This window comes from Methanolobus mangrovi, from assembly GCF_031312535.1.
Taxonomy (GTDB): domain Archaea; phylum Halobacteriota; class Methanosarcinia; order Methanosarcinales; family Methanosarcinaceae; genus Methanolobus; species Methanolobus mangrovi.
In genome coordinates, this window is the sequence record NZ_CP133594.1 from 2,132,524 (window position 1) to 2,159,084 (window position 26,561).

24 protein-coding genes and 1 tRNA gene are annotated in these 26,561 nt (G+C 42.1%); 9 read left to right on the forward strand and 16 right to left on the reverse strand.

What is annotated here, in order from left to right:
• Window position 1: 1 nt before the first annotated feature.
• The gene (locus RE476_RS10280; protein WP_309307552.1) at window positions 2–775 is read left to right on the forward strand and encodes a sugar phosphate isomerase/epimerase family protein; all 774 of its coding nucleotides are present in this window, start codon (window positions 2–4) and stop codon (window positions 773–775) included.
• A 56-nt stretch (window positions 776–831) separates the two neighbouring features.
• Here the strand turns inward: RE476_RS10280 and RE476_RS10285 are convergent, their stop codons facing one another.
• From RE476_RS10285 to RE476_RS10300, 4 genes are all read right to left on the reverse strand, one after another.
• Complete coding sequence (locus RE476_RS10285; RefSeq protein WP_309307553.1) at window positions 832–1,002, reverse strand: ribbon-helix-helix domain-containing protein; 171 nt, start codon at window positions 1,000–1,002, stop codon at window positions 832–834.
• A gap of 77 nt (window positions 1,003–1,079) precedes the next feature.
• A tRNA-Lys gene (locus RE476_RS10290) sits at window positions 1,080–1,153 on the reverse strand.
• Window positions 1,154–1,236: 83 nt separating this feature from the next.
• On the reverse strand, window positions 1,237–3,072 hold the full coding sequence (locus RE476_RS10295; RefSeq protein WP_309307554.1) for an ATP-binding protein: 1,836 nt from the start codon (window positions 3,070–3,072) through the stop codon (window positions 1,237–1,239).
• Entirely contained in the window at window positions 3,069–4,343 is a 1,275-nt protein-coding gene (locus RE476_RS10300) for a DNA double-strand break repair nuclease NurA (protein ID WP_309307555.1), read from the reverse strand. The genes RE476_RS10295 and RE476_RS10300 overlap by 4 nt, the downstream gene beginning before the upstream one ends.
• 301 nt (window positions 4,344–4,644) lie before the next feature.
• Here RE476_RS10300 and RE476_RS10305 point away from each other — a divergent pair, with 301 nt between their 5' ends.
• The 4 genes from RE476_RS10305 to RE476_RS10320 all read left to right on the forward strand — a co-directional run bounded on the left by RE476_RS10305 (window position 4,645) and on the right by RE476_RS10320 (window position 9,646).
• A complete protein-coding gene (locus RE476_RS10305; RefSeq protein WP_309307556.1) occupies window positions 4,645–6,582 on the forward strand; it encodes a sodium:solute symporter family protein in 1,938 nt (645 codons plus the stop codon).
• A gap of 178 nt (window positions 6,583–6,760) precedes the next feature.
• Window positions 6,761–7,066 carry a hypothetical protein gene (locus RE476_RS10310; RefSeq protein ID WP_309307557.1) on the forward strand — a complete coding sequence of 102 codons (306 nt, stop codon included), beginning with the start codon at window positions 6,761–6,763 and terminating at the stop codon, window positions 7,064–7,066.
• Between the two features lie 124 nt (window positions 7,067–7,190).
• A complete protein-coding gene (locus RE476_RS10315; RefSeq protein WP_309307558.1) occupies window positions 7,191–8,225 on the forward strand; it encodes a methionine synthase in 1,035 nt (344 codons plus the stop codon).
• Window positions 8,226–8,482: 257 nt separating this feature from the next.
• Window positions 8,483–9,646 carry a S8 family serine peptidase gene (locus tag RE476_RS10320; RefSeq protein WP_309307559.1) on the forward strand — a complete coding sequence of 388 codons (1,164 nt, stop codon included), beginning with the start codon at window positions 8,483–8,485 and terminating at the stop codon, window positions 9,644–9,646.
• Window positions 9,647–9,940: 294 nt separating this feature from the next.
• Here the strand turns inward: RE476_RS10320 and RE476_RS10325 are convergent, their stop codons facing one another.
• A complete protein-coding gene (locus RE476_RS10325; protein WP_309307560.1) occupies window positions 9,941–11,854 on the reverse strand; it encodes a S8 family serine peptidase in 1,914 nt (637 codons plus the stop codon).
• A gap of 135 nt (window positions 11,855–11,989) precedes the next feature.
• Window positions 11,990–13,012 (reverse strand): stage II sporulation protein M, encoded by a 1,023-nt coding sequence (locus tag RE476_RS10330; protein WP_309307561.1) that lies wholly within the window; start codon window positions 13,010–13,012, stop codon window positions 11,990–11,992.
• A gap of 108 nt (window positions 13,013–13,120) precedes the next feature.
• On the opposite strand from RE476_RS10330, the gene RE476_RS10335 reads away from it, so the two are divergent.
• Both RE476_RS10335 and RE476_RS10340 read left to right on the forward strand, forming a co-directional pair.
• On the forward strand, window positions 13,121–13,864 hold the full coding sequence (locus RE476_RS10335; RefSeq protein WP_309307562.1) for an RAD55 family ATPase: 744 nt from the start codon (window positions 13,121–13,123) through the stop codon (window positions 13,862–13,864).
• A 12-nt stretch (window positions 13,865–13,876) separates the two neighbouring features.
• Window positions 13,877–14,395, forward strand: a complete 519-nt coding sequence (locus RE476_RS10340; RefSeq protein WP_309307563.1) for a hypothetical protein — start codon at window positions 13,877–13,879, stop codon at window positions 14,393–14,395.
• A gap of 9 nt (window positions 14,396–14,404) precedes the next feature.
• Here the strand turns inward: RE476_RS10340 and RE476_RS10345 are convergent, their stop codons facing one another.
• The 8 genes from RE476_RS10345 to RE476_RS10380 all read right to left on the reverse strand — a co-directional run bounded on the left by RE476_RS10345 (window position 14,405) and on the right by RE476_RS10380 (window position 21,123).
• Entirely contained in the window at window positions 14,405–15,442 is a 1,038-nt protein-coding gene (locus RE476_RS10345; RefSeq protein WP_309307564.1) for an EF-Tu/IF-2/RF-3 family GTPase, read from the reverse strand.
• A 53-nt stretch (window positions 15,443–15,495) separates the two neighbouring features.
• On the reverse strand, window positions 15,496–16,662 hold the full coding sequence (locus RE476_RS10350; RefSeq protein ID WP_309307565.1) for an RNA ligase: 1,167 nt from the start codon (window positions 16,660–16,662) through the stop codon (window positions 15,496–15,498).
• Window positions 16,663–16,680: 18 nt separating this feature from the next.
• Window positions 16,681–17,457, reverse strand: coding sequence for a CBS domain-containing protein (locus RE476_RS10355; protein ID WP_309309601.1), 777 nt, complete (start codon window positions 17,455–17,457; stop codon window positions 16,681–16,683).
• A gap of 43 nt (window positions 17,458–17,500) precedes the next feature.
• Window positions 17,501–18,340, reverse strand: a complete 840-nt coding sequence (locus RE476_RS10360; protein ID WP_309307566.1) for a CBS domain-containing protein — start codon at window positions 18,338–18,340, stop codon at window positions 17,501–17,503.
• 170 nt (window positions 18,341–18,510) lie between these two features.
• On the reverse strand, window positions 18,511–18,834 hold the full coding sequence (locus RE476_RS10365; RefSeq protein WP_309307567.1) for a hypothetical protein: 324 nt from the start codon (window positions 18,832–18,834) through the stop codon (window positions 18,511–18,513).
• 130 nt (window positions 18,835–18,964) lie between these two features.
• Complete coding sequence (locus RE476_RS10370; RefSeq protein ID WP_309307568.1) at window positions 18,965–19,120, reverse strand: hypothetical protein; 156 nt, start codon at window positions 19,118–19,120, stop codon at window positions 18,965–18,967.
• A gap of 48 nt (window positions 19,121–19,168) precedes the next feature.
• The gene (locus RE476_RS10375; protein ID WP_309307569.1) at window positions 19,169–19,777 is read right to left on the reverse strand and encodes a CBS domain-containing protein; all 609 of its coding nucleotides are present in this window, start codon (window positions 19,775–19,777) and stop codon (window positions 19,169–19,171) included.
• A gap of 218 nt (window positions 19,778–19,995) precedes the next feature.
• Window positions 19,996–21,123: an OB-fold nucleic acid binding domain-containing protein gene (locus tag RE476_RS10380; RefSeq protein WP_309307570.1), complete on the reverse strand. Its 1,128-nt coding sequence runs from the start codon at window positions 21,121–21,123 to the stop codon at window positions 19,996–19,998.
• A gap of 199 nt (window positions 21,124–21,322) precedes the next feature.
• Between RE476_RS10380 and RE476_RS10385 the strand changes: the two genes are divergently transcribed.
• On the forward strand, window positions 21,323–21,958 hold the full coding sequence (locus tag RE476_RS10385; protein WP_309307571.1) for an RNA 2'-phosphotransferase: 636 nt from the start codon (window positions 21,323–21,325) through the stop codon (window positions 21,956–21,958).
• Between the two features lie 3 nt (window positions 21,959–21,961).
• On the opposite strand, the gene rtcA is transcribed toward RE476_RS10385, so the two are convergent.
• Window positions 21,962–22,957, reverse strand: coding sequence for an RNA 3'-terminal phosphate cyclase (rtcA, locus tag RE476_RS10390; RefSeq protein WP_309307572.1), 996 nt, complete (start codon window positions 22,955–22,957; stop codon window positions 21,962–21,964).
• A 3-nt stretch (window positions 22,958–22,960) separates the two neighbouring features.
• On the reverse strand, window positions 22,961–24,331 hold the full coding sequence (locus RE476_RS10395) for an NAD(P)/FAD-dependent oxidoreductase (protein ID WP_309307573.1): 1,371 nt from the start codon (window positions 24,329–24,331) through the stop codon (window positions 22,961–22,963).
• Between the two features lie 597 nt (window positions 24,332–24,928).
• Here RE476_RS10395 and dnaG point away from each other — a divergent pair.
• On the forward strand, window positions 24,929–26,389 hold the full coding sequence (gene dnaG / locus RE476_RS10400; protein ID WP_309307574.1) for a DNA primase DnaG: 1,461 nt from the start codon (window positions 24,929–24,931) through the stop codon (window positions 26,387–26,389).
• Window positions 26,390–26,561: the final 172 nt, after the last annotated feature.

The following is a 26,561-nucleotide window of genomic DNA, read 5'->3' on the forward strand; positions in this document are numbered from 1 at the left end:
GATGAATATCAGGAACCTGAGTTACTCATCACGTGCAGCCGTTGAAGACCCATTCAACTGGGCTTACAGCCTTGAGGATATGGGTTATACCGGCTGGGAAATAGTCCAGGAAGGCTCACAGTGCCTTAATGATGAGAATCTGGCACAGGTTCGTGATATACTTGAAACAACCGACCTTACTCTTACAATGCACCTGCCGTTCTCGGATATGAATATGGCAGGTCTTAACAGCGGCATACACAATGAAGTGATGCGCCAGATGAAGTATTATCTGGAAATGGCATCAGGTCTTGTAGAACTGGCGGTGCTGCATCCGGGTTATCTTTCCCCTTACGGCGGTCAGGTTCCTGAAAAAGCCTGGCAGGTGAATATCGAATCCATCCAGCAACTCTGCGATTTTGCAGTAGACAGAGGCATTCTCATTGCTGTTGAGAACATGCCGGAGATTCCCAAGATATTCGGTAAGGTCCCTGATGAAATGCTGGACATACTAGAACAGGTGGACAGGGATAACGTGGGCATGACCCTTGATGTGGGACACGCCAATACCATGGGACTTGTGGACGAGTTCGTGGACAAATGCTTCGATCACATCAAGCACATGCATATCCATGACAACCACGGAACCCACGATGAGCACCTTCCTCTAGGACAGGGCAGCATCGACTGGAAAAAGCTCATGGGAAGTCTTTCAGGTTACAAAGGCAGGCTCGTTACTGAAATGGGCAGCCTTGATGAAGGCAGGCAGTGTATTGAGTTCCTGAACAACCTCTAGTTCACCGAAAAACAGAAAAGTGTGAACTAATCACAAAACATAAACAAATCTTCTTTTTATTCTTCCAGCCTGCCGTGCCTGCGGTCTATATCATCCATCTGGTCCAGCAGTTTGCGGATGGCCGCCCTTATGGCATCAGCCTGTGTAATGAACTTCTTGTTGTCTCCAACATGTCTGTTAAGGTCATCTAGGAGTTCCTGGGGAATGTCAACACTTACTTTTGGCATGGTTTCACCATTTTAAAAACAAAGATAGATTAATCTAATGAGATTTAACCTTTTATAGAAAAAGAGATTGTAAGATGCGAGCCGGAAGGGAGTTGAACCCCTGGCCTACGGATTAAGAGTCCGTCGCTCTGCCTGGCTAAGCTACCGGCCCGCGTTGTTGTGCTCAGTTGAGCGAGACATCCATACGTACTAGCTTGATATATACGTTTCGGTTAAGGATGTTTGAGAGGGAGCTCAAACATGCTTCACAACACATCTGGTTAGTCCCATAATCTCAACCATATCACTGTTATCGGGGCTCTGCACTATCATTTGCCCTTTTTTGAGGTATGGGATACGCTTCTCAAATTCTTTTTTAACCTTGATTGTAGTGATGGCCGCATCGTTGCTAAGGTTAAGGATGACGCGCGTGTTTATCTGCTTGAAGATTGTGTCATCGATATCCTGTGGGTCCTGTGTTATCAAAAAGAGTCCCAGCCCTTCCTTTCTTCCCTGACGCGCTGCATCTGCGAATTTGGAGATGAGCCGCCTTGAATGTTCACCGCCCGCCTTTGCAAGATAGCGGTGCGCCTCATCAAGTCCCAGAATGATGGGTGTTTCCTTCACAGCAGCCTCGCCGGAAGTGTTCAGTTTGTTATCCACTATAATGCTCATCAAAGTGAGGGTTATGATGTCGCGTATGCGTGAGTTGGTTATGTACTCCGTTGGGAACACACTGACCTGTCCGGGCTTGAATATCTGTCCAAGTATCTCGCTGATCGGCCTTGCGGGCTGGTCGAAGACCCTTGCAAGGGCCCGGTTCTTCACCCTGCGTGCGATACCGTCATAGGATGATTCGTGTATCTTGCCACTCTCCACATAATAGTCCCTTGTGGCATCATCACCAATGAAGTCCATGAAACCACCGTATGTGTGCTGACCGCCCTTCTTGAAGTAATCATCAAGCAAAACATCAACTCCCACATATTGCAGTTCTGTCATGCCCACAGGTGCGATAAGCCATGAATTGTTGCGTACCATCTCAAAAGGTATGGTAAACTCTACCTGTTCAGCCCTTGACCTGCCTGTATATCCCTCACCCTCGACCTTTGCCACAAAGGTCTTGGTGTTCTTGCATGCACCGAAATTGACCTTCTCAGCACTGAACCTGAAGTCATCGTCATCTGTGATGTCTGGGTTATCCTCAAAGATTTGTGAGTACTCATCCTGCGGGTCCATTATCACAAGACAGGGATTTCTCTTCTCTTCGGAGCCGCGAAGGTTGTAACGGTTGTTCTCACTCATGAACTGGCGCAGGATATTCTTAGTAAGGAAGGTCTTTCCAGTACCTGTACTGCCGCAGACAAGCATATGCCTGAATATCAGGGGGTCGCCCATCGAGTAATCATTCCTCAGATAATATGGAACAGTTGGGGGCACCGCATGTGTCCTGACAAGCTCCCCGCCAACGCTCAGGTGCCCAAGGAAAATACCCTCTTCCGGGATATTGAGACCTGTCTGTATCTTTATCTTCTCGGTAACAGGCAGTATGGGAGTGTTAGGGCGTGGTATCCTGTCGCTCATTCTCCTGGAGAGAGTTCCTTCCTTATCCTTTGGTTCATAAAGGATACAAATAGGGTCCAGGTAAGCCAGGAACTTGTAATCCACTTCATCAGTAGTATTGGATTGCAGCATTCTGCGGGAGTGTATCTCTGTGGCATCATCAACCGCAAACTCCTGTAAATACTGGAGCTTCCATATTCTTGCAAAGAGGTCTTCGTCACCATATGGCACCATGACATATGTCCCGAGTCTCACTTTCTGACGGTGGGAAGTTGTAATGTATCCGGTTATCCTTGCCCCGTCTTCTGTAATCTCCAGAGGGTCTATTCCTGTGGTGATTATGCCAAAGGCATCATCAGAAACACCATTTTGCCTGTTTAAGAGAAATGTTATCTCAGGTTCGAATTCCTCAAACAATTCATCTGTTCCATCTCCGGCGACAGAACTCTCACTTTTGAATTCCCCGGTGGTCCTGTCCTTTTCATCGTTCCTGTCTTTTACAAAAGAAAGTATGTCCTCATCTCTCACTGTTCATCCCACCTTGTATCATTATAAGTAGTATCTATTTTTGAATTCCTGAACCTGTCTATGATATGTCTTCTTTCGGACACCGGTATCTTTGCAATCGAATCTGCTTTGGACAGGGTCTTTGGTATTCCGCTTAGTGCCAGGTCGTAGAGCACTTTCCGTGTTATCCGGTTCCTCAGTTCTTCGTTCTTTACCAGTCCGTAAGGGGATTCTATCTTGAAAATTGTGTTGAGCTTCGGGACATATGCCATAAAGAAACAGAGTGCATAGTCTTCGGAATCAAACTTCCCGCTGGCCAGTTCTGCAACCAGGGGAGAAGTGGATTTAAGCATTTTCTCGTAGAACTGGTTTGGCTGTACGAACCAGTTAGTGTAGGTGATATACTTATCAGCCTCTCTTTTCCTGATCCCTGATCTTTCAAGGGACAGTGCATTCTTGAAGAACTGGGCATCCACAAGCCAGGGGAGGTCAAGTTCAGCGTCCTGTTTTTTCAGTGCCAGCATTATCTGCATGTCCTCAGGGTTCTTTACAAATCCCACCAGAGGTTTCATGTTTTCGATGTGATGGTCCATTATGTCAATATAATTCTGGATTATTTTCGTGCTGCTTGGGTCAATGCGTATGTTCACGTCCCCGGAATCAACAACCATCCAATACATGACCCTTTTTGGATAGATGGGACCATCCATTATGAAAAAATCCTCATTTTCAATGCTTTCAAGCATCCAGAGTATATGTTCTGACTCACAAAGATAAAGAGCCACATCATGCAGGATATCCGTGACCTTCTTATTCAGTAAACCGGGCTGAATGCGGATTATCTTTTTCCGCCCTGAACCATTGTCAAATGACTCCCAGTCTTTGCTGGTATTAAGGTATACTTTATTGCTCGCTGTGTAAGCTGCTGCCACTATGGTTCTTTTGCTATGAGTATCAAGGTCAGTGGGAGTACTTGCCATGGCACAGTGGCAGAGATCAACATAAAGGCCGTTATCGAATGTCTTTGCAGTGGTACTTCCACTGTCACATGAGAACGTTTTCGGGAAAGGGTCTTCAGCTTGCATCATCCTGTCAATACTTGCTTTTCCACGCCTGACAGGTCCAATGGATCTCAGAACGATCTTCCCGTCATATTCCAGTTTCCTGAGCCGCTCGAGAATATTCCTTACCTTCTCGGCATCATCACATTCATTATCGTCTTTTTTGAAACAGTTGTCAATGCGGTCAACTATTTCGTGTATCTCTTTTATGTGAATAGGCTCAAGGGTCATGGAGTAGAATAGTATCTGAATGATAATATTATTTTGTATTGAGATCTGTTTATTTTGAATCCTGTCGTCCTGATATTTGCTAAAATCAATTTAATTTTGTATTTCAAATCAGATAAAAACTAAATAAATGCTGGATGAAACTGTTTCAAACATTCAAGTTAAATGAAATTGATTACAGGTAAAGCCTATTTTTCGAAAACTCTTATATACTAACCATAATAAGAACTATGTTACATATATAAAGGTCTTCGGCAGTTAGTTTCCCGAAGTCCTGTTGTTACTTATTTAAGAGGTTGTAGCTATGGAAAGTTATGAAATATTCTTGTTATTAATGGCAGTCTACGTACTTGGACTGATAGGTATAGGATTGTATTTTACCAAACGTCAGAAATCAGTAACTGACTTCTGGCTTGCCGGCCGTAAGATCGGTTCATTGGGTATTGGTTTTTCAGCAGCATCTTCGTGGATGACTGCAGGTGGTATATTAGCAGTTATTGGTCTTTACATGGTGCTTGGAATGGGTTCCATCTGGAGTTTTGTAGCTCCGAATATCCTGGCACTGCTGCTTATCGCCTTGCTTGTGGGAAAAATAAAGCACCTGCCTGCAATCACACAGCCAGAACTGCTGGAACAGAGGTTCAGCAGTACCCTGCGTGGTCCTGTTGCAATAATCATCGCAATCGTTATGGCCCTTTTCGCAGTTGCTGATATCAAGGGTTTCTCACTTGTACTTAGCATTTTCTTCGGTCTGGAACCTATCTACGCTGCAGCAATCGTGGCACTTGCCATTTCCGTGTATGTGACCCTTGGAGGTTTCTCAGCGGTAATATGGACCGATGTCGTGCAGTTTGTAATGCTTGCGACCTTCTCACTCATAATTGCTCTTGTAGTTGTTAATGCAGCTACAACAGGTTCTGCTGATGTTCCTGCTATAAGTTCATCCGAGCTTTTCGGTGACGTTTCTCCAGGATGGTGGAATCCGTTCATAGTTGGTGTTCCTGCTGTACTGATAGCTATCTTTGCCATCATACCAGGCTGGATCACAGAGCAGGACCCATGGCAGAGGATATGGGCTGCAAAGGATGAAAAATCCGCAAGGATCGGTATGGTGCTCGGTTCCTTACTTATCTTCCTTGTCTTCGGTGTTGCATGTACTGTTATCGCTATAAGTCTGAACCACATATATCCATCTATACCCGCTTCTTTTGCAGATATCGGAATGGGTGCAATGGCCGAGGCAGAACCTGCATTACTGGTCTACATAGTAAGCAACCTTTCACCAATAGCAATAGGTCTTTGTGCTGTTGGCCTTGCAGCAGCAGCAATGTCCTCAGCTGATACATTTGCAACATCAGGCGGTTCATGTCTCTCACGTGACATATACCAGAGATACATAAAACCTGACGCAACAATGAAGCAGATGATGACGATAAACAGGATCAGTGTATTGATTATCGTTGCACTGGCAACTGTGCTTTCGTTCTATATCAACAGTATCATCGATGTAATTCACATTGCAACCTTCATTGCCAGTGCATCATACTTCTTCCCGCTTATGGGCGGTTTGTACTGGAAACGTGCAACAAAGGAAGGTGCACTTGCAGGACTTGTTGTAGGTGCTATCGCACAGATAGGACTGACTGTTATTGATCTTGCAAACACCCCGGCATTCGCACCAGCATACCTGGATACAATTCACCCTGTGCTTTCAAACCACGGTGTCATTGTAGGAATGCTCCTTAGCGGAGTAGCCTTCTTCGGTGTATCCCTTGCAACAAAACCATCCAGTACTGTAAACCTGGCTCCTTTCTTTGCAGATGAAGCAGAGAAACTTGAGAAAGAGGTCATGGTAGTTGATGAAACCGATCCTGATTACAAGAAGCTTCTTACAACCATTGAAAAAGAAGTCACAGGCGACCGTGCAATTGTCAAATTGAATCTGGAGGCATCTGCAACTATCAACTGGGCTAAGTTCGTAAATGAGCTCAAATCCATCCACCCTTCCTGGGTAACACCAACAGGCAGAGATTCTGTCTACAGGCTGACAAAAGCTGATATGCTTGCATGTGTGTCACTTACAAGGGGAGATAACGAGAGGGAAATATGGTTTGCATCAGAACCACTGGCAGCTGACCTTGACCTGAGCACAAAGGAGTTCCTGGTTGCTTTCAAGCAGGTTTCAGAGGCACTCAGGAACATTGGCTTGCTGATGACCCTGCCAACCAGTGACAACTACTGAAATACATAAATCTGCTCTGGAGTAAAATCCAGAGCAACTGCTTTTTTAATTTTTAAATCTCATCCGGTGTGTTAAAAGAAGTCTGCTTTACATCTTTATTTACTTCGTATATATTAAAGACATATAATTTTCAGAAGCTATATCTATTCTGAATTGCATATATACTTCTGTGGTACATATGGAATTGAAAAACCCTATATTGAACATTGAAATGACTGAAGAGAACAGGGAAAAACTCCAATCTTTAAAGGATGGTTTTGAAGAACTGACTCCTGAAGAAAGGTTTGATGTTGTGGAACTTCAGAACATAATGCTTCAAAAAGTTTCCAATCATAATGAGATGTACGGAATGCCAAAAGGCAATCAGAAACCGGAGAGGGATGCAAATGAGATCATCTCAAACATGTCATCAAAGTCCCTTGATTATTCCCAGGCATGTATCAATTATTATGTTTCAAAGATCTCTTCTGTTATGAAGAAATAGAATCGGCACTTCGTGCTATTTCTTTTTGATTACTTTTTTCACATTTCATTTTTTCATTTTAGGGAGAATCCATACCTTTCATCACTCAAAACTTATAAGTGAAATACAGGACAACTATGCTGGCATGGCAGAGATTATCTTTGATGATATTGGCAGTTTTCCTCTTCCGGCAGGAACATCCAAAGACTGGATGGCTGGAAAGTTTTCTGAAAAGAAAAGTGATGCAGATCTATTCAAGATCATAAATGATGCTTTCATGAAGAAAGTAGAGGCAGGTGTGGAGGTACCTACCTATCCGCAATATCAGGATATGAATGAACAGTTCCTGTCCATAATCAGAGATCCAAATTGTACCGAGGAACCATTCAAGGTAAAGCAATCTGCTGCCCGTATCATTGAACTCGAAGCCATAGAAAGTGTTGCAAAAGCCTACAGGGAAGAGAACGGGGAAAAACTGGATGTACGTGTCTGTGTAACCGGACCCCTTGAGCTGTATTTCAAGGAATTTGGCGGCACCGAGTATGTCGATATACTTAACCTGTTTGGAGAAAGTGTTGACCGTTTTGTGAAGAACTCACTTTTAAGTGCAAAGGATTTCAACATAAAGACGATCTCCATTGACGAGCCAAGTATCGGTATCAACCCTCAGGTAATGTTCTCTGACAATGATCTCATAAAAGCCATGGACATTGCATGCAGCTCTGCTAAAAAAGCCGGATGTGATGTGGAAATCCATCTTCATTCACCCCTGCATTACAAACTTGCCTGCCAGACCGAGAATATCAGTGTAATAGGTGTTGAATCTGCAGCAACTCCATCCTATCTTGAACTTATCGATAAAAAGGAACTTGAAGATACTGATTCCTACCTGAGGGTCGGAATTGCAAGGACAGATATCTTCAACCTTGTCGCTGTGCTCAACGATAAATACAACACCAATGTCTGGAAAGAAACCCAGTATTTCCCTGAGATAATCAACGAGATGGAAACCCCGGAAGTCATCTCAAAGAGACTTTCAAAGGCATACTCCATGTTCGATGAGAGCATAAAATATGCAGGTCCTGATTGTGGACTTGGGTCATGGCCATCCCAGGAGATTGCAGTTCAGTTGCTAAGCAATGTGGCAGAGGGTATGGCCGATTTTAAGAAATCGTTATGAAAAGGTTTCAGCAGAGTAATGTCTTTGCACATGAAAATATAACATTTCCTTAATTCCAATTACTCTTTTTTTGTTTATTCTGATATCCAGTACTTGTAACTGGCTTTCTTTTTTGACTCTGAAGTCAGTTATTTTATTATCTATAATATTTTTAAAAACAGATATAACACCCGAAATTTTATATGCATGTGTGACTAATTTTTAATGGGGATTTACGCACTAGAACGGGTTGTGTAAGTTAAAGAAGATGGTGGAGAGTGAAATGCACTTTAACTCCGTTAGCGGTTAGTGTATTCTTTCTTGCAACGGTAATCATTGTGTCTGCAGCTGCTGGACAGGTGCTGGAAGATAAGGTAACGGTCATCATTGGCTTCAAGGATAGTCCAAACGCTGAACTTGTGGAATCGGTTGGTGGTGTGATTAGATATCAATACCATGCTATCCCTGCGATTGCAGCTGAAATATCCAGGTATAGAATTAGTGGTTTAAAGAACCATCCAGATGTGGAATATGTGGAAATGGATAATGAGGTTTTTATTTCAAAAAGCAATTCCTTGTTTCGTTGGGAAAAGGACAATGACCCTGAGACATGCTGGAGTTTGGAATGTATAGATGCTGAGAAGGTGTGTCCGAAGTTCACGGGTGAGTGTGTCAGGGTTGCAGTCATAGATACCGGAATCGACTATACACATCCTGATCTTGCACCCAACTACTATGGAGGCTATGACTTTGTGAATGGGGACACGGACCCGATGGATGATAATGGTCATGGGACTCACGTGGCAGGTATAATAGCTGCAGTGGACAATGACGACATAATAATCGTAGGTGTGGCACCCGATGCAGAACTCTACGCGCTCAAGGCCCTGGACAGCCAGCTTGATGGACAGATATCGGATATCAATGCTGCAATAGATTGGGCGATACAAGAGGATATGGACATCATCTCCATGAGTCTGGGAAGCAGCACTGACTTCATATCTTTGCGCAGGATGTGCCAGGAAGCCTATGATGAGGGCATCGTGCTTGTTGCAGCAGCAGGTAACGACTGTGGTGGCAATGTCAACTACCCCGCAGCCTACGATTCGGTCATCGCAGTTTCGGCCATGGAAAAAAATGGCTCTATCGCATGTTTTTCGAATATCGGACCAGAAGTTGAGCTTGCTGCACCTGGCGTGAGCATCCTTTCCACTTACAAGGAAGATGGCTATGCCAGTATAGCAGGTACAAGCATGGCAACACCTCATGTTTCTGGAGTGGTTGCTCTCCTGCTCAGTGCTAACCCTTCACTGACACCTGACGAAGTGCGTTCAATACTCCAGAACTCAGCCACTGATTTGGGCGATTCCGGATGGGATGATGAATATGGATACGGACTTGTTAATGCATATGATGCCATTGGATATTTAAATAATCAATAAGAGCGGTGTTTTCACGCACTTCTTTTTATACCACACTTATCCAATTTTGGTTCTTCACTCAAAAATCAGCAAAACTCTGTTCTACCAGACATTTTCACTAAAGACTTGCCTGCAATGCTGCAATATTTGATAATGATCCTACAATAATTCTCTTATAAAAGATGGATTTTACTTTCAGATTATCCATAAATATTGCACACTTAATGGTAAAGTGTTAGATACATGGATGATTTCAGGAAAAGATTATAAAAAAGGATTAGTGTCCAAAAGGACACTCTTTTATTCATTTTCTATTTAGGGATAATAGCCTGTACCAGGTTGCGATTCTGGAAAATAAGGCTTGCCGTCAATAGTGACAGAATTCACTGTGAAAATGAAAGTTAAGGGCATATTATTTTCATACTTTGCATAATCTGAATATGCAATAGCTATTCCACTTTCTGTTATCACAATGTCTGCATCACTTGTCGCACCATCCCATTGACCACTTACAGAAGCTACTGAGCTTCCTGAGTAAAGAGTATCACCATCATACACTTTTATTTCTGCCTTACCCCTTGCAAAAGTATTAACCCCCGCATTTTTTTCTTCGGTTGTTACGCTGACTTCAACATCAATAGTACCAAGCGTACTAGGATTAGTGATAGTTACAGTTTCCGATGGTGCAGTATCTATTGCACCACCATCATCAGTAACTGTCAGGGTTACAGTGTAAGTTCCAGAAAGTAAGTATTCATGGTATGCAGTACTCTCAGTACTTTCAGTACCATCACCAAAGATCCATGAATATGAGTCTATTGAGCCATCACCATCTGTTGAACCTGAAGCATCAAAGGTGATAGTTTCGCCTACATTGGCACTCGTTGGTGAAATGCTCATACTTGCTGTAGGTGCCTGATTCGTTGGTGATGGTGTTGCTCCACCATTAGCATAGTTCAAAGCAGCATAAGCATCCACAATTCCATATCCAGAATAGATGTCCCACTGGCTTCCATCGACATTAGATGCTGTGTAAATGTCCTGTGCAGTATTCTCAATGGCAGCTCTCACATTATCCGGCCCGGTAACTCCGTTTGCAATGAGGAGTGCTGCAACACCTGAGACGTGTGGGGTTGCCATGGAAGTGCCCTGATATAAGTAGTAATCAAAAGCTGTTGGCTTGCGGTCAAAAGTATTCTGAAGTATGCCATATCCAACAATTTGATTATCGAGTGTCCGATACAATTCACCGCCAGGAGCCATTACATCAATTGCAGTTCCCCAATTAGAGTAGTATGCTAAATCACCATTATATCCTGTTGCACCAACTGCAATGCAGTTTTCATCCGCAGCAGGATAACTAACGATACCAGTTTCATCATTTCCTGCAGCTGCTACGATGGTAACCCCATTATTGTGTGCATTATCAAGTGCATTATCTAGAATACCATTAACACCATCAGGGTCTATTCCAGGAGTAAAACCAAGGCTCATGCTTATAACATCTGCAAAGTTGTTGGTTGCATAATATATGCCATCAACTATCTGCCCGAGAGTTCCACTTCCTCTCTTATTAAGGATTTTTACTGGCATGATGGTACAATTATACGCAACTCCTGCAACACCAATATTATTATTTGTACTCTGTGCAATTGTTCCGGTAACGTGGGTACCATGCGAATTATCATCTGTTGGATCATCGTCTCCATTAACGAAATCCCAACCATATGTGAAGTTTGTATTTGCAAGATCCGGGGCATTTTGGGCAACTCCGGTATCTAATACTGCTACAATAACATCTTTACCAGTTGAGATATTCCATGCTTCTGTAACATTGATACCATATGTTGAATTGAAGTTCCACTGGAGATAATAATATTCATCATTTGGAACCATAGCTGCATGTGCTATGTAGTTCGCTGAAGCATACTCCACATTAGGATTCTTACTGTAGATCTCCACCATTTCCTCTACAGACTTTGTTTTTGGTATCTTCAGGATCTTGAACCCTGCATAGGGACTTGTGTAGGTCACTGCTGCACCATTTTTGGAGTTCATGTCGGATATCTTTGCTTCAGATACACCGGGGTTGAACTTAACCAGTATTTCTCCTGGTACATACAACTCCTCATAGGCAACATCAGGAATTGCAACTTCAAGATTATCTTCAAAACTGTACGCTTTGGAACTTACGGCCATGGCAGGTGTCAGTGTTCCTGCGATTAGCATGCTAACCGCTAGTATTGCTAAAAATGTTTTTAAGTACCTATCCAATTTAACCACCACATTATATGTGCTAGTTAACTTATTTGGACAATGTTATAAATACTTAATTTTATGCTTCAGAACTATAATATGTCTTATTCAGGAGAGCAATAGATCAACGTAACCATCAAGCTCCTGCATAACCTTTTCAACAATTCCAAGCGTCACATAAGTTTCAATATACGCTGCAATCAGCAGAGTCAAAATGATAATTCCCAACATCTTCAAGGTATATCCTGACAGGATGTATTCCTTTGTTGTATCAAAGATATATGATGCATCCTTTTTCAGAGTCTCAATGTCATTTCCAGTGAACAGTTCTTTGTCGATAACATCATGGGCCTGGATGTATGCGAACCTGTATCCAAGAGCTGCTGCCACCAAGATTATGGGAATTTCGATAATTCCATGGGGGACTATGGAAATGAAGAAGTAGATCACATTGTAGACAATTCCAATGGCAATGCCTTCCATTCCAAACAACTGGAGGCCTGTCATAGCTCCGTTAAAAGTGAAGAAAGCAAAAAGAATGCCCATTAAAAAACCATTTACGATCAGTATCAGAAGAGGTACGGTATATGGAATCATGTAGGCAAACATTCGGTATTCATCTTTTCCGTAACCACAGTATTGCCAGATAGTTCCTTTCTTATCCTGATCGCTTCTTCCTATGGAGGAGAAATCCCTGTCTGCCAGATTTGTAATTTCGATAAGTAATCTGTTTACAGGCATTATGGTCTTTTCAAAGAGAATGGAGAAACGGGCATATAGCCGATATTTTGGCCTGATATTGATGTCACTTATCAGCATCTTATGTACCATCATGAAAAGTCCTGTACCGATGACGGCGCAGGAAGCTGCAATGCTGTTAAAGATAAATATGGCCCACATAGGACTGATGTAATCTGAAGTGGCAACTACTTTGGCCGTTGCGGCAGAAGCCGTACTTATAATTACCTCGCTTACAGGTTCCGGTTCTGCAAATGTCAGCATCAGTACGTAAGCTAGGATGCCAAAAACAAAGGCAGAAATCGCTGACAGTATGAATACCCTGACAGACCATTTCACATCTTTAGGACTGATCTTGAATCTGTCTCTGTTTCTATTTTCTATATCTTTCATTTGAAGCACATATTTTGTTAGTTTATATACATCGATGGATTGAAATACCTTAGGTATAATATAATTATAATACTATATTACTGTTCATCATTTATGGGAAGTATATCAATGCGGATACCTACAGGGATAGAGGGATTTGATGATTTGGTCCAGGGCGGTTTTCTTTCAGATAGAGTTTATGTACTGAGTGGCCCTCCGGGAAGCGGAAAAACAACATTTGGAGTCCAGTTCCTTGCTCAAGGGGCGGCTATTGGAGAAGTGGGACTGTATGTAACTTTACTGGAATGTCCTCAGAATATTATCAACGACATGTCCAATTATGCCATGAATGTTCCTACATTGATCAAAATGCAGAAGCTTTTGTTTGCCGATCTTGGTCCACGCATGGAATATGGCTATATGGATGAGGTCAATGAGTTTGTTACAACAGATTATAACCTCGGTAAAAGCTCAACTGAAAGTGAAGCCCCCTCCCCTTCAATCGTATTTAAGGAGATAGCTGCTTACGTTTCAGAGTATGATGTAAAACGGCTGGTCATTGATTCAGTATCAGCAATCAGATTTACATCAAAAGACCTGTCTCTGCAGGAAAAAGAGATGAGCAGGTTTATACGTAATCTTAAGAAACTGGGATGCACAACAGTTCTCTTATCTGAAATGACAGACCCAACTGCTTATTCCACGGAACAGTTCGCTGCTCATGGTGTTATTTTCATGCATAATTTCCTTTATGACAAGACCATGACCCGTGCTATTCAGGTTATTAAAATGCGCGGTACAAGGCATGATTGTAACATGCATAATGTTTCATTCACTGAAAAAGGGCTGAAGGTAGAGGGCTATCTTGAATGATAGTTGTTTTTTATGGTGAAAATATTTAAGAAAAAGGAAGAGAAGAAAACTCTTTCTGAAGAGGTCAGGGCTCAGCTTGCAGATGCATCCCGCAGGCTAGGTTTTGAAGTAGGCTACCATCGTCACTCAGAAATTGGCTGGGTCCAGGATAAATTATCCCAGATATACAGATTTGCCGAAGAGTATGACCTCAAAGACTTCGTAAAAGAGCACTACAACAGTGGTAAAGAAGAAGGTTCTAAATTAAAGGAAAGAGACACAAAGTCAGGACTTTCCAGAGCTGGTTCATCTAATAAACCTGAAAAACCATCTGATCTCTCAATTGACAGAACAAAAAAAGAAAGCTCACTTTCAAGTATAGGTTCTGGTTACAAAAATGTTGATTTTACATTTTCAGGTTCATCTGATATGATCAGTCAGCCAGGTCTTGTCAATCTGCCTGAAAATGTAGAGAGGACAAAAGCTATAGAAAGACCTTCTTTTTTGGATGGTCCCAGACATCTGACACCTAAAAAAAGAAAGGAATACTAATTAAAGGTATTATTGCTCATAGCCAAAAGCAATAAACCTCTGTTTTTCATCAAGATTTGCAAAGATAAACCTGTCCTCTTTGCTGTAGGCAACTTCCTTTGAGCCGGATAGTTTTAAGATATATTCTTTTCCCGGACTTGCCTTCTCAACTTTATTCTCACCTTCGGTGATTTCCATAACTTTAACAGGTGCAGACTGGAGGCCTACATAAAGATGTAACATATCGCCAAGATTGAATTCCTTTGCCAGTGGGGAAAGAGTACATTTCATTGTGAAATCAGTAGCAACAGTCTCTTCCTGAGAAACTACAAATCCCCTGTCAATGTCCTTTGATTGGATACCTTTAAGAGCAAGTCCTACTCTGGAACCTGCAGGGGCAGATTTGACATCTACATCATGCATCTGTATGGATCTGATCTCCAGTTCTTTTTTGGTCGGGTATGCGATCATCTTGTCCTTTGCGTTAATGGTTCCCTGTGTCGTAACTCCAAGTACTACACATCCGATACCGGTCACATTGAAGGACTGGTCTATATATATGCGTGGACGCAGGCTGTCAAGTTCTTTCAGTTCTTCAGCTACCCTGTCACCTACTGTAAATATGAGTTCCTTTAACTCTTCCATGCCTTCAAAAGAAGAGGTGGATACGGAAATGTAATCCCAGTTCTCAAGTGCAGTTCCAGCCGTGATTTTCTTCAACTTGGCCTGCAGCTCTTCCTGTGCAATAGCATATGAAGTATCGGATTTTGTGAGAACAACGATCCCGTGTTTATAATTCATCAGATCAAGTGCGATGATGCATTCTGCAGATAGAGGGTCAAGACCAGTGGGAGGAATACATAAAAGAGCAATATCAGAAAGGTTAAGTGCTGTAACCAGTGCCTTTACGGATGCCGGATAGCCTGTAGCATCTATGGTTGTGAGTATCCTATCGTTCTTGGCGTAATCATACATTGTTATGTCTGTAACGTTGCTTTTCTTTCCAAGTTTTCCGGCAAGCGTAGTCTTACCGCTTTTCTCACTTCCGATAATAGTAATTTTTGTCATATGGGCACCCTTTTTGTGGTTTACGAATTAATCTATTCAGATATATGTCTTTTTCATGACCACAACTGTCCTTCTAACATTGCAAGTGTCTTATCATTTGTGCTCTTGTTTATCTTCCTGATGTTGATGATGTATTCGTTACCTCTTTTCTCCGGCAGCCCGAATGTAACATAAAGCCCTAATCTCCCGAGATATGATTTGAATTTGTATATTACCTTTTTATCCCTGACACGTATGCTGAAATCATCGGAAATGCGTTCACCAGTTTGAACCTGTGCTATGGTTTCTTTCATCGGACGGAGCATACTTTCCCCGAGTCTGAGACATCTTTTCTTGAAATCCTCCTCACTTTCCGCCCATTCATATGACTGGAATCCCTCGCGCACTACCCTGGAGAAAAGGTAATCTCTTCCTGTTTCATTATAGAATTTGAATGCCTGGTGCAGGTCAGAACAATTACTCTCGGAACATGTGTATTTCATTGGTTGCAATACCATCTCCGGATCTTTGATAACGACACCTTCGCGTCCTTTTTTCCCAAGTTCTTTAATGATCTGAGTAATCTTTTCTGTTGCTTCACCGATACCAAATTCTCCGAACAGCCTGGCCTGGTTAAACCCATATTCTTCCGCCAGCTCTCTTCTTCTGGAGACTGACAGGGCTTCTCCTGTATTCTTATATCTCATGTCAAAAACAAAGAAATCAAGCGACTCGATATCGTATACATACTTTTGCACATATGGATTTTCAGGTCCCACCATCTCTCCATATACAACGATATTGGGATTATCTTTGAAGAAATCCCTTTTAAGAAAATTCTGCACCCTTTCTGTAGAATAAGGACAGATATGCCCGCTACGTGTAAAAGCAATAAGTTTCCCGTTGTAATCAACGACACGGACATTATATCCGTTCATTTTCTCTTCAACTGTAACTGACTCTAATTCGCCGAATCTGCTCTTCAGTGCGGGTTCAAGAAGCATTGCTCTTTTTATTTTCGGAAAGCCTATTACAAGTTCAAAAGAGCCATGATTATCGATGAGTACGGTTCCATCTTCAAGACGTGGTGCGTGTCCTTCAAACCGATAAATATCATCGTACTCATCCCAATTTTGCTGCAGATTCCTCTTTTCAATAAGATCTGCAATTCTGGAAGGTGGGAGTTCAAGGAACTTCGCCACCTTCTCAACATCAATTTTTATTTCAGGATAGTATTTCATCACCAGACACCTGGTTCTTTACTGAGCCATCCCGCCGATAATGCTTCTTCTTGTTATCAGTCCTACCATCTGTCCCTCAAGGTTGATAACAGGGAGTCCTCCAAGATTCTCTTCGATCATCATCTTAGCTGCATCGGTTGTCGGTGTGTTGGTATAAACGGTCTTTACACTCATCTTTATAATATCCTCGACAATGAGATTCTTTATACGGGCATCCTGTTTACCGCCTTCGACAAGGTCACGGAAGGAGCGCATAGCTTTAGCAATGTCCTTTTCAGTTACCATTCCAACAAGCTTGTCACCCTCAATGATAGGGATCCTTCCAATGTTGTTGTCAAGCATCATTCTTCTAACATGGCTGACACGGTCTGCCGGACTGGCCACGATAGGATCTCTTTGCATTATCTCTCCGGCATAACCTTTGAAAACATTGTTCTTAAGGATCTCATTTGGAGTAACCCAGCCAAGTATCTTGTCGTTCTCCATGACAACTATCACTCCTCCGTTCTTTACCATCAGTGTGATAGCATCGGTTACCTTCGTATCCGGGAGCACCTTTATGAAATTATCTGATATTGCTGTTGCAACGTGCAGGGAAGAAGCTGGCTTACTTCCCTTTTTACGCGTTCCGAGTTCCCTTGTGAGGTTTCTCATAGTGAGTACGCCAAGCAGTTTATCATCGTGTTTTACCAGAAGACGCCTTGTACCTTTCTTATCCATGATATCAAGTGCATGGGAAATGGTGTCTGATTTATCTACTACCAGTGGTTCTGCCATTATATCCTTTACTTCCATTGTCATTCCTCTGCTCATTGTTTTGATTTCTGGTTTTTGATGCTTACTGTGCTACTTTAAGTATGTCTCTCCTGCTGATAAGGCCAATAATTTTCCCGTCATTGACAACTGGCAGGGCAATCGTATGTTCTGTTATCATCATTTTTGCTGCATACACTGCTCTATTCTTGATATCTATGGCTGGTGGGAGTTCTGACATAATATCTTCGGCAACAAGGGGAACTTCTTTTACGTAGCGATATTCCTTTTGACCTGCAGGACTTGAACGCCTGGTCATTTTTATGCTCTTTGATGGAAGTTTTCCTTCGTTGTCAGCCATTATGTTGAATGCCACACTGCTTGTTGTGATCATTCCAACAGCTTCATCACTATCATCTGTGACGATAACACGGTTTGTCTTATTCTCTTCCATTTCATGGATCACATGATTAATGGTGTGGTGCCTGTGGACAAACACGATATCTTCTGTCATCACTTCTGAAACTTTAGTATTTATATCCTGCTCCGAGAAATATCGCATGATGTCTGTTCCGGTTACCACGCCTACGATTTCCCTGTTCACCACGGCAAGTGCGTTTATACCATTCTCTATCATCAGGTCGCTTGCCTGGGCCACAGAAGCACCAGGGTATATTGTGATAGGGTTTTCATGCATCACCATGCTTATGGGAATTTTATCAATTGGTCTTCTTCTCCACATGGGTTCGGCCTGTGCAAGCCTTTTTCCAAGGTCTGTCTTTGTGACAATACCAATCATTTCTTCATTTTCAGCAACTATCAGGGTACTGATCTTATGCTTCAGCATCAGGTTTCTTGCATGAGCTACGGTTTCTTCCGGCGCAATTGTAAAGACCGGTGAACTCATAATGTCTTTCACATTCATGTTGTTCCTCCTTTTTGGAAGCTTGACCATTCATGAGGACAAGCTTGCAGGATATTTTTCATCAATTATCCATCAAAGAACTCATTGTTGTTCTATTTTAGATTTAGAGGGCCAATGTGTTCTTTTTATCTTTCTTATATACTCATCTTCGAATCTGTTTATTCGTCTTTCTAAACAGATACATATATCATTTTTTCATCAAAGCCATATACGTGGCAATTCCCGTTTGTGGTCGGGTTTTCGTTTCCACCTCCAAGTGAATTGATTGCGTCAACTGATATGACTGGGTATTCAGGTTGATTATTTACTGCATCTACAACAGGTAGTTTCCCATAGATCATGAGTGGCATTATTTTGCTGAAGTTGTAATATATAGTGTTCATATCGTTCGATTCGCCCATAGTTAGAACTGAACCATTGAACACTTTAGGGTCTTTTCTCTGGAATCCAATTCTCATATTTTCCAGTTTATTGACCTGATATTTTATTTTCAATTTAAACCACTATATTCCCAACATCACAATATTACTGAGGATTCCTTCTTAGAATCTACAGAAGTTATGTGAACGATATCCATGTCTCTTGGTAAACAACATCCCTGCTTGTAAGCGCAGAATTGCACTTTCAAAACGCAGATAATATACTACAATGCCTGTCTGCAGTAACAGTGGATCCGGCAAACACAAAAGACCAGGTTTTAATCACTTTACCTGGCTGAATCTCAGGTGTTGCTTTGAAAGTCGATACATTTCTTCTTTTAAGATATATCGGGACAGACATTTATTTCACCAACTTGAAGTGGCCTTAATCAGATGACCAGTCAAAGAACTAGTCGTAGTAACCTTCTTCCTCTTTACAATCTTCACACAGCATCAATTCATTAACATTCGTCAGGCTGTCAACAAAAGCCCCGCAACGTTGGCATATGCCACGTTCAAGCTCTGGTTCCTGATGAACATTATTCTCATGATGCAGTTCGATCAGACCTTCCAGAATAGTGTTCAGGCCGGGAGCAATAGCTATTATATCCCTGTCAGTCACCATTCCCACTATTTGGTCGCCTTCCATTACAGCAAGCCTTCGAATGTTGGATTTCACCATCATTTCAGCAGCTTGGATTATGTTTGTTGCTGGATTTATTGCTATAATAGGGGTTGACATAATTTCTCTGGCAGTCATCTCTGCAGGAAGTACATTTCTGATAACGGTCTTGGTTATGATGTCATGTTCAGTTATGATGCCAACACTATCACCATCTTCGTTAACGATGATGCTGCCTGTGTCATTTTCCGCCATCTTTCTTGCAACATCAAGAACACTGGCAGTGACATCAATGCCAAAAATATCTTTTGACATTATTTCCCTGGCCGACATCTCATTCTGGATATCCATAATGGAGATATCGGTTTCCATGCCATCCTGAACTTTCAAGACCATAAGATGTACCTCTGAATCCTGGGTTAAAGGAATCGATTACCCATAGTCCACTAATTAAAATGTGACTGTTATTCTATAAATAGGTGTTCATGGCTTTTTTAATATGGACTACGCTCCACTGTAAATAATGTCAAGAGCATTTATTGTAGTAAAAAATAATTGATTCCGGAACAATTAAAAGCGAATGTACCGGAGATCTGATAAAAGTATTGGTTTGTTTAACGAATCATTATTCTTGTCCGGTTTCCTGCACTCAGTTCAATTTCATCATTGAATCCGGATTTGGAAAATGCGTCAATGATTTCCACAGGCATATCAATATCAAGCTGGTCCACAAGAAGTGCATGGTCTCCCCATAATGCTATACGTATCCTTCCGGTATCGTCTGAGACATATATGTTCGAAACCATATTCACAGTTCCATCATCACGATCGAATTCCCTTATTTCCCCAAGACCTGATACAAGTCCTGAGATAGAATATGATTCCCCGGGCACGATATCTGCTATGGATGTGAAATCTTCCTTGAATTCGACTTCATCCTCTATTTTTCTGATAGTACTGCGGTTTCCAACCTGCATTTCAACCTGCTGGTTGAAATTGTTCTCTCTGGCATATCCGTTGATTATTTCCACAGAATCGTCTATCTTTAGTTCTTTTGTAAGATCAGTTGTCTCATCCCAGAGGGTCACTCTTATTTTACCGGTTTCATCACCGATCATGATGTTTGCAACTTTCCCGGCACTACCATCTTTTTTATTGAATGTCCTGATGTCAGATATATCCAGGATCCTGCCGCGGATGTTAAGGTCGCCCATTCCATTTTTGATGTCTTCTATCTTTTTTGAATCGATACGTGCCTCAACCTTTTCATCCGTTTCACAGAAAACCCCGTTGTTTCCGATATTAACTTCAATACCTGAGTAGCCTTCCTTTACGTAACCGGCTATCTGGAAATTCTGACCGACCTGAATCTCTCCTGTCTTTACGAGATCTGCCCTGTCATCCCATAATGTCAGGCGTATAGAGCCTGTTTCATCTGCAACGACAACATTTGCAACCCTGCCAGTTGTGCCATCATTTCGGTTGAATTCCCTTGCAGGGAAAACGGACATGATCTTTGCAATGAACTTGACATTACCGCTGTTTGGAGTTATTCCTGATATTTTCTGTAACTGGTTATCTCCGGTGTCGCTGGCTCCATGGTCATGGGCAACAAGCATTGCGGCGGTCCTGACATCGCAGAGTCCGCTCATTTGTTCCACTTTCTCTTCAACCTCACGTGTAAAATCCTCTTTGCTGATGACGCCGCCGAGTTTTTCATATATTTCATTTATCTCGTCCATAATAATACCCTGAAAACTGAATTGAATACGTCAAATGATCATCCATGTACCTTTCAACTAGTCTAGTATTCTCTTAGATAATTAATCTAACGAAGATGTCTATAAAATGCCTGTAATTCTGATCTTCTGCCAATAATATTGTATTTATCCCGTCATTTTAATAAGATATATTAATTATGAGATGTATTTGCAAGATATCATGATCCGTAAATGTAAAGAGCATGGCTATTTCAGGGGAGAAGTCTGCCCTGATTGTGGAGAAGAAGGACGTTATGTGCTGGATGATGATCGGGAAGAGCGTCTTGGAAGGTTTATTTCCGGTGCATTGAGACACTTCCCCGGAGATGTGGGTATTGAAATGGACTCTCTGGGATGGGTCGAGTTAGGTCAACTCTGCGATATCATGAAAAAACGGTACAAGTGGGGGACCATGGAACGGCTGATCTCACTTGTCGAATCTGACAAAAAAGGGCGCTACGAGATAGACGATGGTTTCATAAGGGCGAGATATGGTCACTCCGTAGATGTGGACCTTATATCTGATTACCCTGAAAATGAGCTGCCTTATCTGTACTATGGTGTCAGTCAGGAAGAGGCAGACATGTTGCTCGATAATGGAATTTATCCCATAAGGCAGTGTTATGTACACCTTAGTACCTCATTTGAAAAATCAAAGGAAGCAGCCTCAGTTCATACGGATAACCCTGTTATCATGGAGATTGACGCAAACGCTGCCCAGCAGGATGGAGTCGACATTGTTACTGTAAATGCTGATATTGTCCTTGCAAGGGGAATTCCTCCTGAATATATCAGTGTTGTAGAATCTGAGGAGTAATCCTCATTCAACTGATATTTTGTTCAGGCCGTTGTCTCTAGTGATAGCGAAGTGTACGTCAAGGAATTGTTCGGTTACGTGGATGTTTGTCAGGCAATGCGGCGTAAGTTCCCTGGTTGTAAATGATCCGTTTCCTGCAATTCCCATGTAAGGGATCAACTGGTCAGCCAGATGGATATCAACGGCTGCCTTAGCTAGCAGTTCATCAAGCAACATTTGTGCAGCCTGACTACCTACATTTTCTGCTGGAAGTCCTTTTTTCCCGATATTTACAGATCCCATGAGGCCAGACCATAGTGTGATTCCGCTTCCGGTTGATAGGTAATTTTCTGTTTTGCTTTCTATATGGCTTTTCCTTCCATATTCTTCCAGTAATTTTCTCGCAGAATCTGCCTGCCGCTTTGCGACATGTTCGGGCAGATTGGAACAATGTGATACTCCATATATCTCATTTTTTTCTGCTTTAAAGTCCACTCCTTTTATTCTGGAGGGCGTTATTTCTATTTCCACTGCACCTCCGCCTTTTGGATAATATCCGCGCTCAATAAGCCTGATACTGGCTCTGTATCCCATTTTTGACAGAGCTTTTAAGGTAACTTCTTTAATATAGTCTATTGATGGTGACCATGCAACATCGGTTCCTCCTGTTATTCTAAGCGACGTCTTTTCAGGAGAATGAGCTGCTATCGGCATTATAGATTGCATAAGCAGTGGGATACTTCCAGCAGTTCCGATGGATATGTTTGTTTTAACCCCCCTTATTTCCGATGGAGAAAAGTATATCTGTGTGGAGCCCGGAAAAAGTCCCTTGACATCGGCATCGCAAATCATGGCAATGGTTTCGATGGATTTGAGATGCTGGGGTTTTAGCCCTTCTTTCGGACGATTGCGGCGTATATTTTTTATCGTGACGTCTTCTTTTATTATTGCTGAGAGAGCAATAGCTGTCCTTAGTATCTGCCCCCCACCTTCCCCATAAGAACCGTCTATTTCTATCATATCTTATGTCTTTGTTTTACGCATTTTTTTCAATGCACCCTTTGCAGCAAAACTTGTAGGGTCTATTAGCATCGATACGGGTGGGGCATAGCATGTCTCGATGTTTGCCAGTTCATCAACGTTCGTTCTTTTTTTGATGGCAAGTGTGAGTGCATCTATGCGTTCTTTCACACCTTCTCCTCCAACAATCTGTGCTCCTACAAGGTATCTATCACTGAATATTAGTTTGATGAAAAGTTTGCTGCCACCTGGATAATAATCTGCTCTCGTTGAACCGGTGGCTATTCCAGTTACTATTTTGATGTTATTCTCCATTGCTTCTTTTGATGTGATTCCCGTGGTTCCGACTTGTAATTCTCCTATGACTGCTACCCAGGGATTGAGGATAGGACCAAATTCAGCGGGGCTTGAAGTGAGATTGTTGGTTATGATGCCTGCCATTCTTCTTGCATTACTTGCAACCTGGCTCAACATTGCTTTTCCGGTGATGTGGTTATGGACTTCGACACATTCCCCGCCACAATAGATGTCCTGATGATATTCGCCTCCGATAGAAGGGTTCAAATATTCATTCACAATTATCCCTCCGGTATCTCCAATATCAATTCCTGCACTGGATGCCAATTCATTCTCAGGTCCAACTCCGATGGCTATTATAACAAGGTCTGCCGGGAATTCAGTGGAAGCGATTGTGACGGATTCTACGTGTGTTTCTCCGTTAATTGATTTTGGTACATGTCCTTCTATGACTTTAACTCCAAGAGATTCTAGATGTTCCTTTACTGATTCTGCCATATCAGGGTCGATATTGTGTGAGAGGATGGACGAACCTCTGTTGAGCAGGATAGTGTTTATATTCCTCTGGCTGGTGGCCGCAGCAAGTTCCGAACCAATGGACCCACCACCAATTATAACGATATTTGATGCGTTGGTTAGTGCTTCTTCTATTTTCATTGCATCCGAGAGCGTTCTAAGGGTGAACACATTTTTGAGTGAAGTTCCCTGGGTATGCATGGGTACTCTTGGTTTGCTGCCTGTGGCTATTACAAGTTTATCAAAATGATATTCTTGTCCGTCAGCGCTGATGGTGTGGTTTTCAATGTTAATGGAATCCACTCTGGTTTCAAGCCGAAGGTCCATTCCCATATCTTTGAAGAACTTGTCATTTCTCAGGACCAACGATTCAAAATCCTTGATCTGCCCTCCAATGACAAAAGGCATTCCACATTGACTATATGCTGTGTGTTTATCTTCGGAGAATACTGTTACAGAGTATTTGCTGTGGCGCATGAGGCTTGTAGCCACAGCCATTCCCACTGCTCCTCCTCCGATTATGATTACCTTTTTATCATCTTGCATATTTTTTTCTCGCATATTCTTTTAAAAGCTTGTTTGCATATTAATTCTATTCCCCGGTCAGCTTTTATCTAAATCAAAAGCAGTTGTGGTTTTATTTTAAATAGCCATCAGAATATCAACCCATAAGTTTATAAAACTTTGAATTATATTACTTAACGTAATCATCATTATGATTGCATTATTATTTAAAACAAGATAATACAGATACTACGAACATAGGTATCTTTCAACAATAGTCATTCGCAATCACTACAGATTCAAATATGAATCATCTACCGATTAGGTATTCATTAAATCATAAAAAGATGCTTAACAGGTCAAAAGCTACAAGTATTCAATGAGGGATTTGGAAATACTGCTTATTGATCACTGCCCAAAGCAGCATGAGTAACATGCCTGCATTATATGTAGGGTGATTAATTACTGCTGTACTTAGCTTGGCGTTGGTTTCGATTAAGTGGAATTCATCATGTTTATTCATTGAATTTTTAGTTTCATCTTTAAAGCCTTTCGACATGATGACGAAGTCTGGGTAGTTATTACCGATTTACTATTTTTGTATTCCGAATTGTTCTGGTATCATCATTACATACATAAATTCGGAGAATCATCATGCAAAATGCAGATACTACTAAATATATAATTCATTCAAAGATAGTCGCAGATGGAATAATAGAACGTCCTGATATAGTCGGAGCGATTTTTGGCCAGACCGAGGGTTTGCTTGGTTCTGACCTTGACCTTCGTGACCTTCAGAAGACAGGAAGGATAGGAAGGATAGAGGTTGTTGTCAATGCGAAGGCCGGCAAGACCAGGGGTACCATTCTGATCCCTTCAAGCCTCGATAAAGTTGAAACTTCGATCCTGGCCGCATCTCTGGAAACCATAGACAGGGTTGGACCTTGCAGTGCAAAGATAGAGATCACTCATATAGAGGATGTAAGGGCAACAAAACGCCAGCAGATCATTGAAAGGGCAAAGTTCATTTTCACTGGCATGTTCGATGAGAATCTTCCAGAGTCTCAGGAGATCGCTGATGAGGTGCGTCAATCCGTAAGGGTTGAAGAAATGCAGTACTTCGGAAAGAACAAGATCCCATGTGGTCCAGCAGTTTTTGACTCTGATGCAATTGTTGTGGTAGAGGGTCGTGCAGATGTCCTCAACCTTTTGAAATACGGTATCAAGAATACTATCTGTGTAGGCGGTACCAATGTTCCCCCTGAGGTTGCTGAGCTAACAAAGAAGAAGGATACAGTAACTGCCTTTACAGATGGTGACCGCGGTGGAGAACTTATCATCAAGGAACTGGTCCAGGTTGCAAACATCGATTTCATCGCAAGGGCACCTGATGGTAAGAGTGTTGAAGACCTCGTACAGAAAGAGATCGTAAGGTCTCTCAGGCAGAAAGTTCCTGTTGAGCAGGTCATTGACAAATATGTTGTCAAAGACCAGGCACCTCAGAATGATAATGGTCGTGCTCCACGTCTCCCACAGCGTAAGGAAAGGAGACCTGCTCCAGAGGCTACACGTGTTGTTGCTTCAAAGGTCAAGAGACCTTCCAGAGAGCCACGTGAAAGGGTTACAAGTGCTGGTGAAAGCGATACGCGTGGAGAAGATACACGTGGAAGGGATACGCGTGGAAGAGATACACGTGGAAGAGAGATTCGTGGAAGCGATGCACGCGGAAGAGATACGCGTGAAAGGGAGACAAGCCCGAAGGAAGCACCACGGGAAGTTAAGAAGGAGCCCGTTGTTGCTCAGAAGGCAAAGATCCCATCATCCCCTGAGAACAAGAGGTTCAAATCTCATGCAGATGACCTTCTAGGCACATTCGGTGCACGTTTCCTTGATGCTGCGGATAATGTTGTCAATGAAACAGCAGTCCGTGACCTTGTTAGTACTCTCAAGGACTACAAGGACGAAGTAAAGACAGTTGTTTTTGATGGTGTTGTTACTCAGAGAATCCTTGACATCGCTGCAGATAAAGGTATAGAGCGTTTGATCGGTGCAAAAGTAGGTAGTGTTACTAAGAGACCTGCGTCTGTTAAAGTGCTTACAGCTGCTTCGTTGTAATTTTGTGTACTGTGCTCGCGCACAGTATATTTATCTTTCATTAACTATTAATGTTCTTTTAAGTTATTCTATTTTTATTTACATGTAATTATGGCAAATCATCATGTTTAATCATTGCAATTAAACAGAAAACTTTATATGTGCGTCTTAAGGAAATCATTTCCGTGGGAAA

Bases quoted from the DNA above. Each gene is read 5' to 3' on its own strand.
- RE476_RS10280 (WP_309307552.1), top strand. From the start codon at position 2: ATGAATATCAGGAACCTGAGTTACTCATCACGTGCAGCCGTTGAAGAC.
- RE476_RS10285 (WP_309307553.1), bottom strand. From the start codon at position 1,002: ATGCCAAAAGTAAGTGTTGACATTCCCCAGGAACTCCTAGATGACCTT.
- RE476_RS10300 (WP_309307555.1), bottom strand. From the start codon at position 4,343: ATGACCCTTGAGCCTATTCACATAAAAGAGATACACGAAATAGTTGAC.
- RE476_RS10305 (WP_309307556.1), top strand. From the start codon at position 4,645: ATGGAAAGTTATGAAATATTCTTGTTATTAATGGCAGTCTACGTACTT.
- RE476_RS10310 (WP_309307557.1), top strand. From the start codon at position 6,761: ATGGAATTGAAAAACCCTATATTGAACATTGAAATGACTGAAGAGAAC.
- RE476_RS10315 (WP_309307558.1), top strand. From the start codon at position 7,191: ATGGCAGAGATTATCTTTGATGATATTGGCAGTTTTCCTCTTCCGGCA.
- RE476_RS10325 (WP_309307560.1), bottom strand. From the start codon at position 11,854: ATGCTAATCGCAGGAACACTGACACCTGCCATGGCCGTAAGTTCCAAA.
- RE476_RS10330 (WP_309307561.1), bottom strand. From the start codon at position 13,012: ATGAAAGATATAGAAAATAGAAACAGAGACAGATTCAAGATCAGTCCT.
- RE476_RS10335 (WP_309307562.1), top strand. From the start codon at position 13,121: ATGCGGATACCTACAGGGATAGAGGGATTTGATGATTTGGTCCAGGGC.
- RE476_RS10340 (WP_309307563.1), top strand. From the start codon at position 13,877: ATGGTGAAAATATTTAAGAAAAAGGAAGAGAAGAAAACTCTTTCTGAA.
- RE476_RS10345 (WP_309307564.1), bottom strand. From the start codon at position 15,442: ATGACAAAAATTACTATTATCGGAAGTGAGAAAAGCGGTAAGACTACG.
- RE476_RS10350 (WP_309307565.1), bottom strand. From the start codon at position 16,662: ATGAAATACTATCCTGAAATAAAAATTGATGTTGAGAAGGTGGCGAAG.
- RE476_RS10355 (WP_309309601.1), bottom strand. From the start codon at position 17,457: ATGGAAGTAAAGGATATAATGGCAGAACCACTGGTAGTAGATAAATCA.
- RE476_RS10360 (WP_309307566.1), bottom strand. From the start codon at position 18,340: ATGAATGTGAAAGACATTATGAGTTCACCGGTCTTTACAATTGCGCCG.
- RE476_RS10370 (WP_309307568.1), bottom strand. From the start codon at position 19,120: ATGTCTGTCCCGATATATCTTAAAAGAAGAAATGTATCGACTTTCAAA.
- RE476_RS10375 (WP_309307569.1), bottom strand. From the start codon at position 19,777: ATGGTCTTGAAAGTTCAGGATGGCATGGAAACCGATATCTCCATTATG.
- RE476_RS10380 (WP_309307570.1), bottom strand. From the start codon at position 21,123: ATGGACGAGATAAATGAAATATATGAAAAACTCGGCGGCGTCATCAGC.
- RE476_RS10385 (WP_309307571.1), top strand. From the start codon at position 21,323: ATGATCCGTAAATGTAAAGAGCATGGCTATTTCAGGGGAGAAGTCTGC.
- rtcA (WP_309307572.1), bottom strand. From the start codon at position 22,957: ATGATAGAAATAGACGGTTCTTATGGGGAAGGTGGGGGGCAGATACTA.
- RE476_RS10395 (WP_309307573.1), bottom strand. From the start codon at position 24,331: ATGCGAGAAAAAAATATGCAAGATGATAAAAAGGTAATCATAATCGGA.
- dnaG (WP_309307574.1), top strand. From the start codon at position 24,929: ATGCAAAATGCAGATACTACTAAATATATAATTCATTCAAAGATAGTC.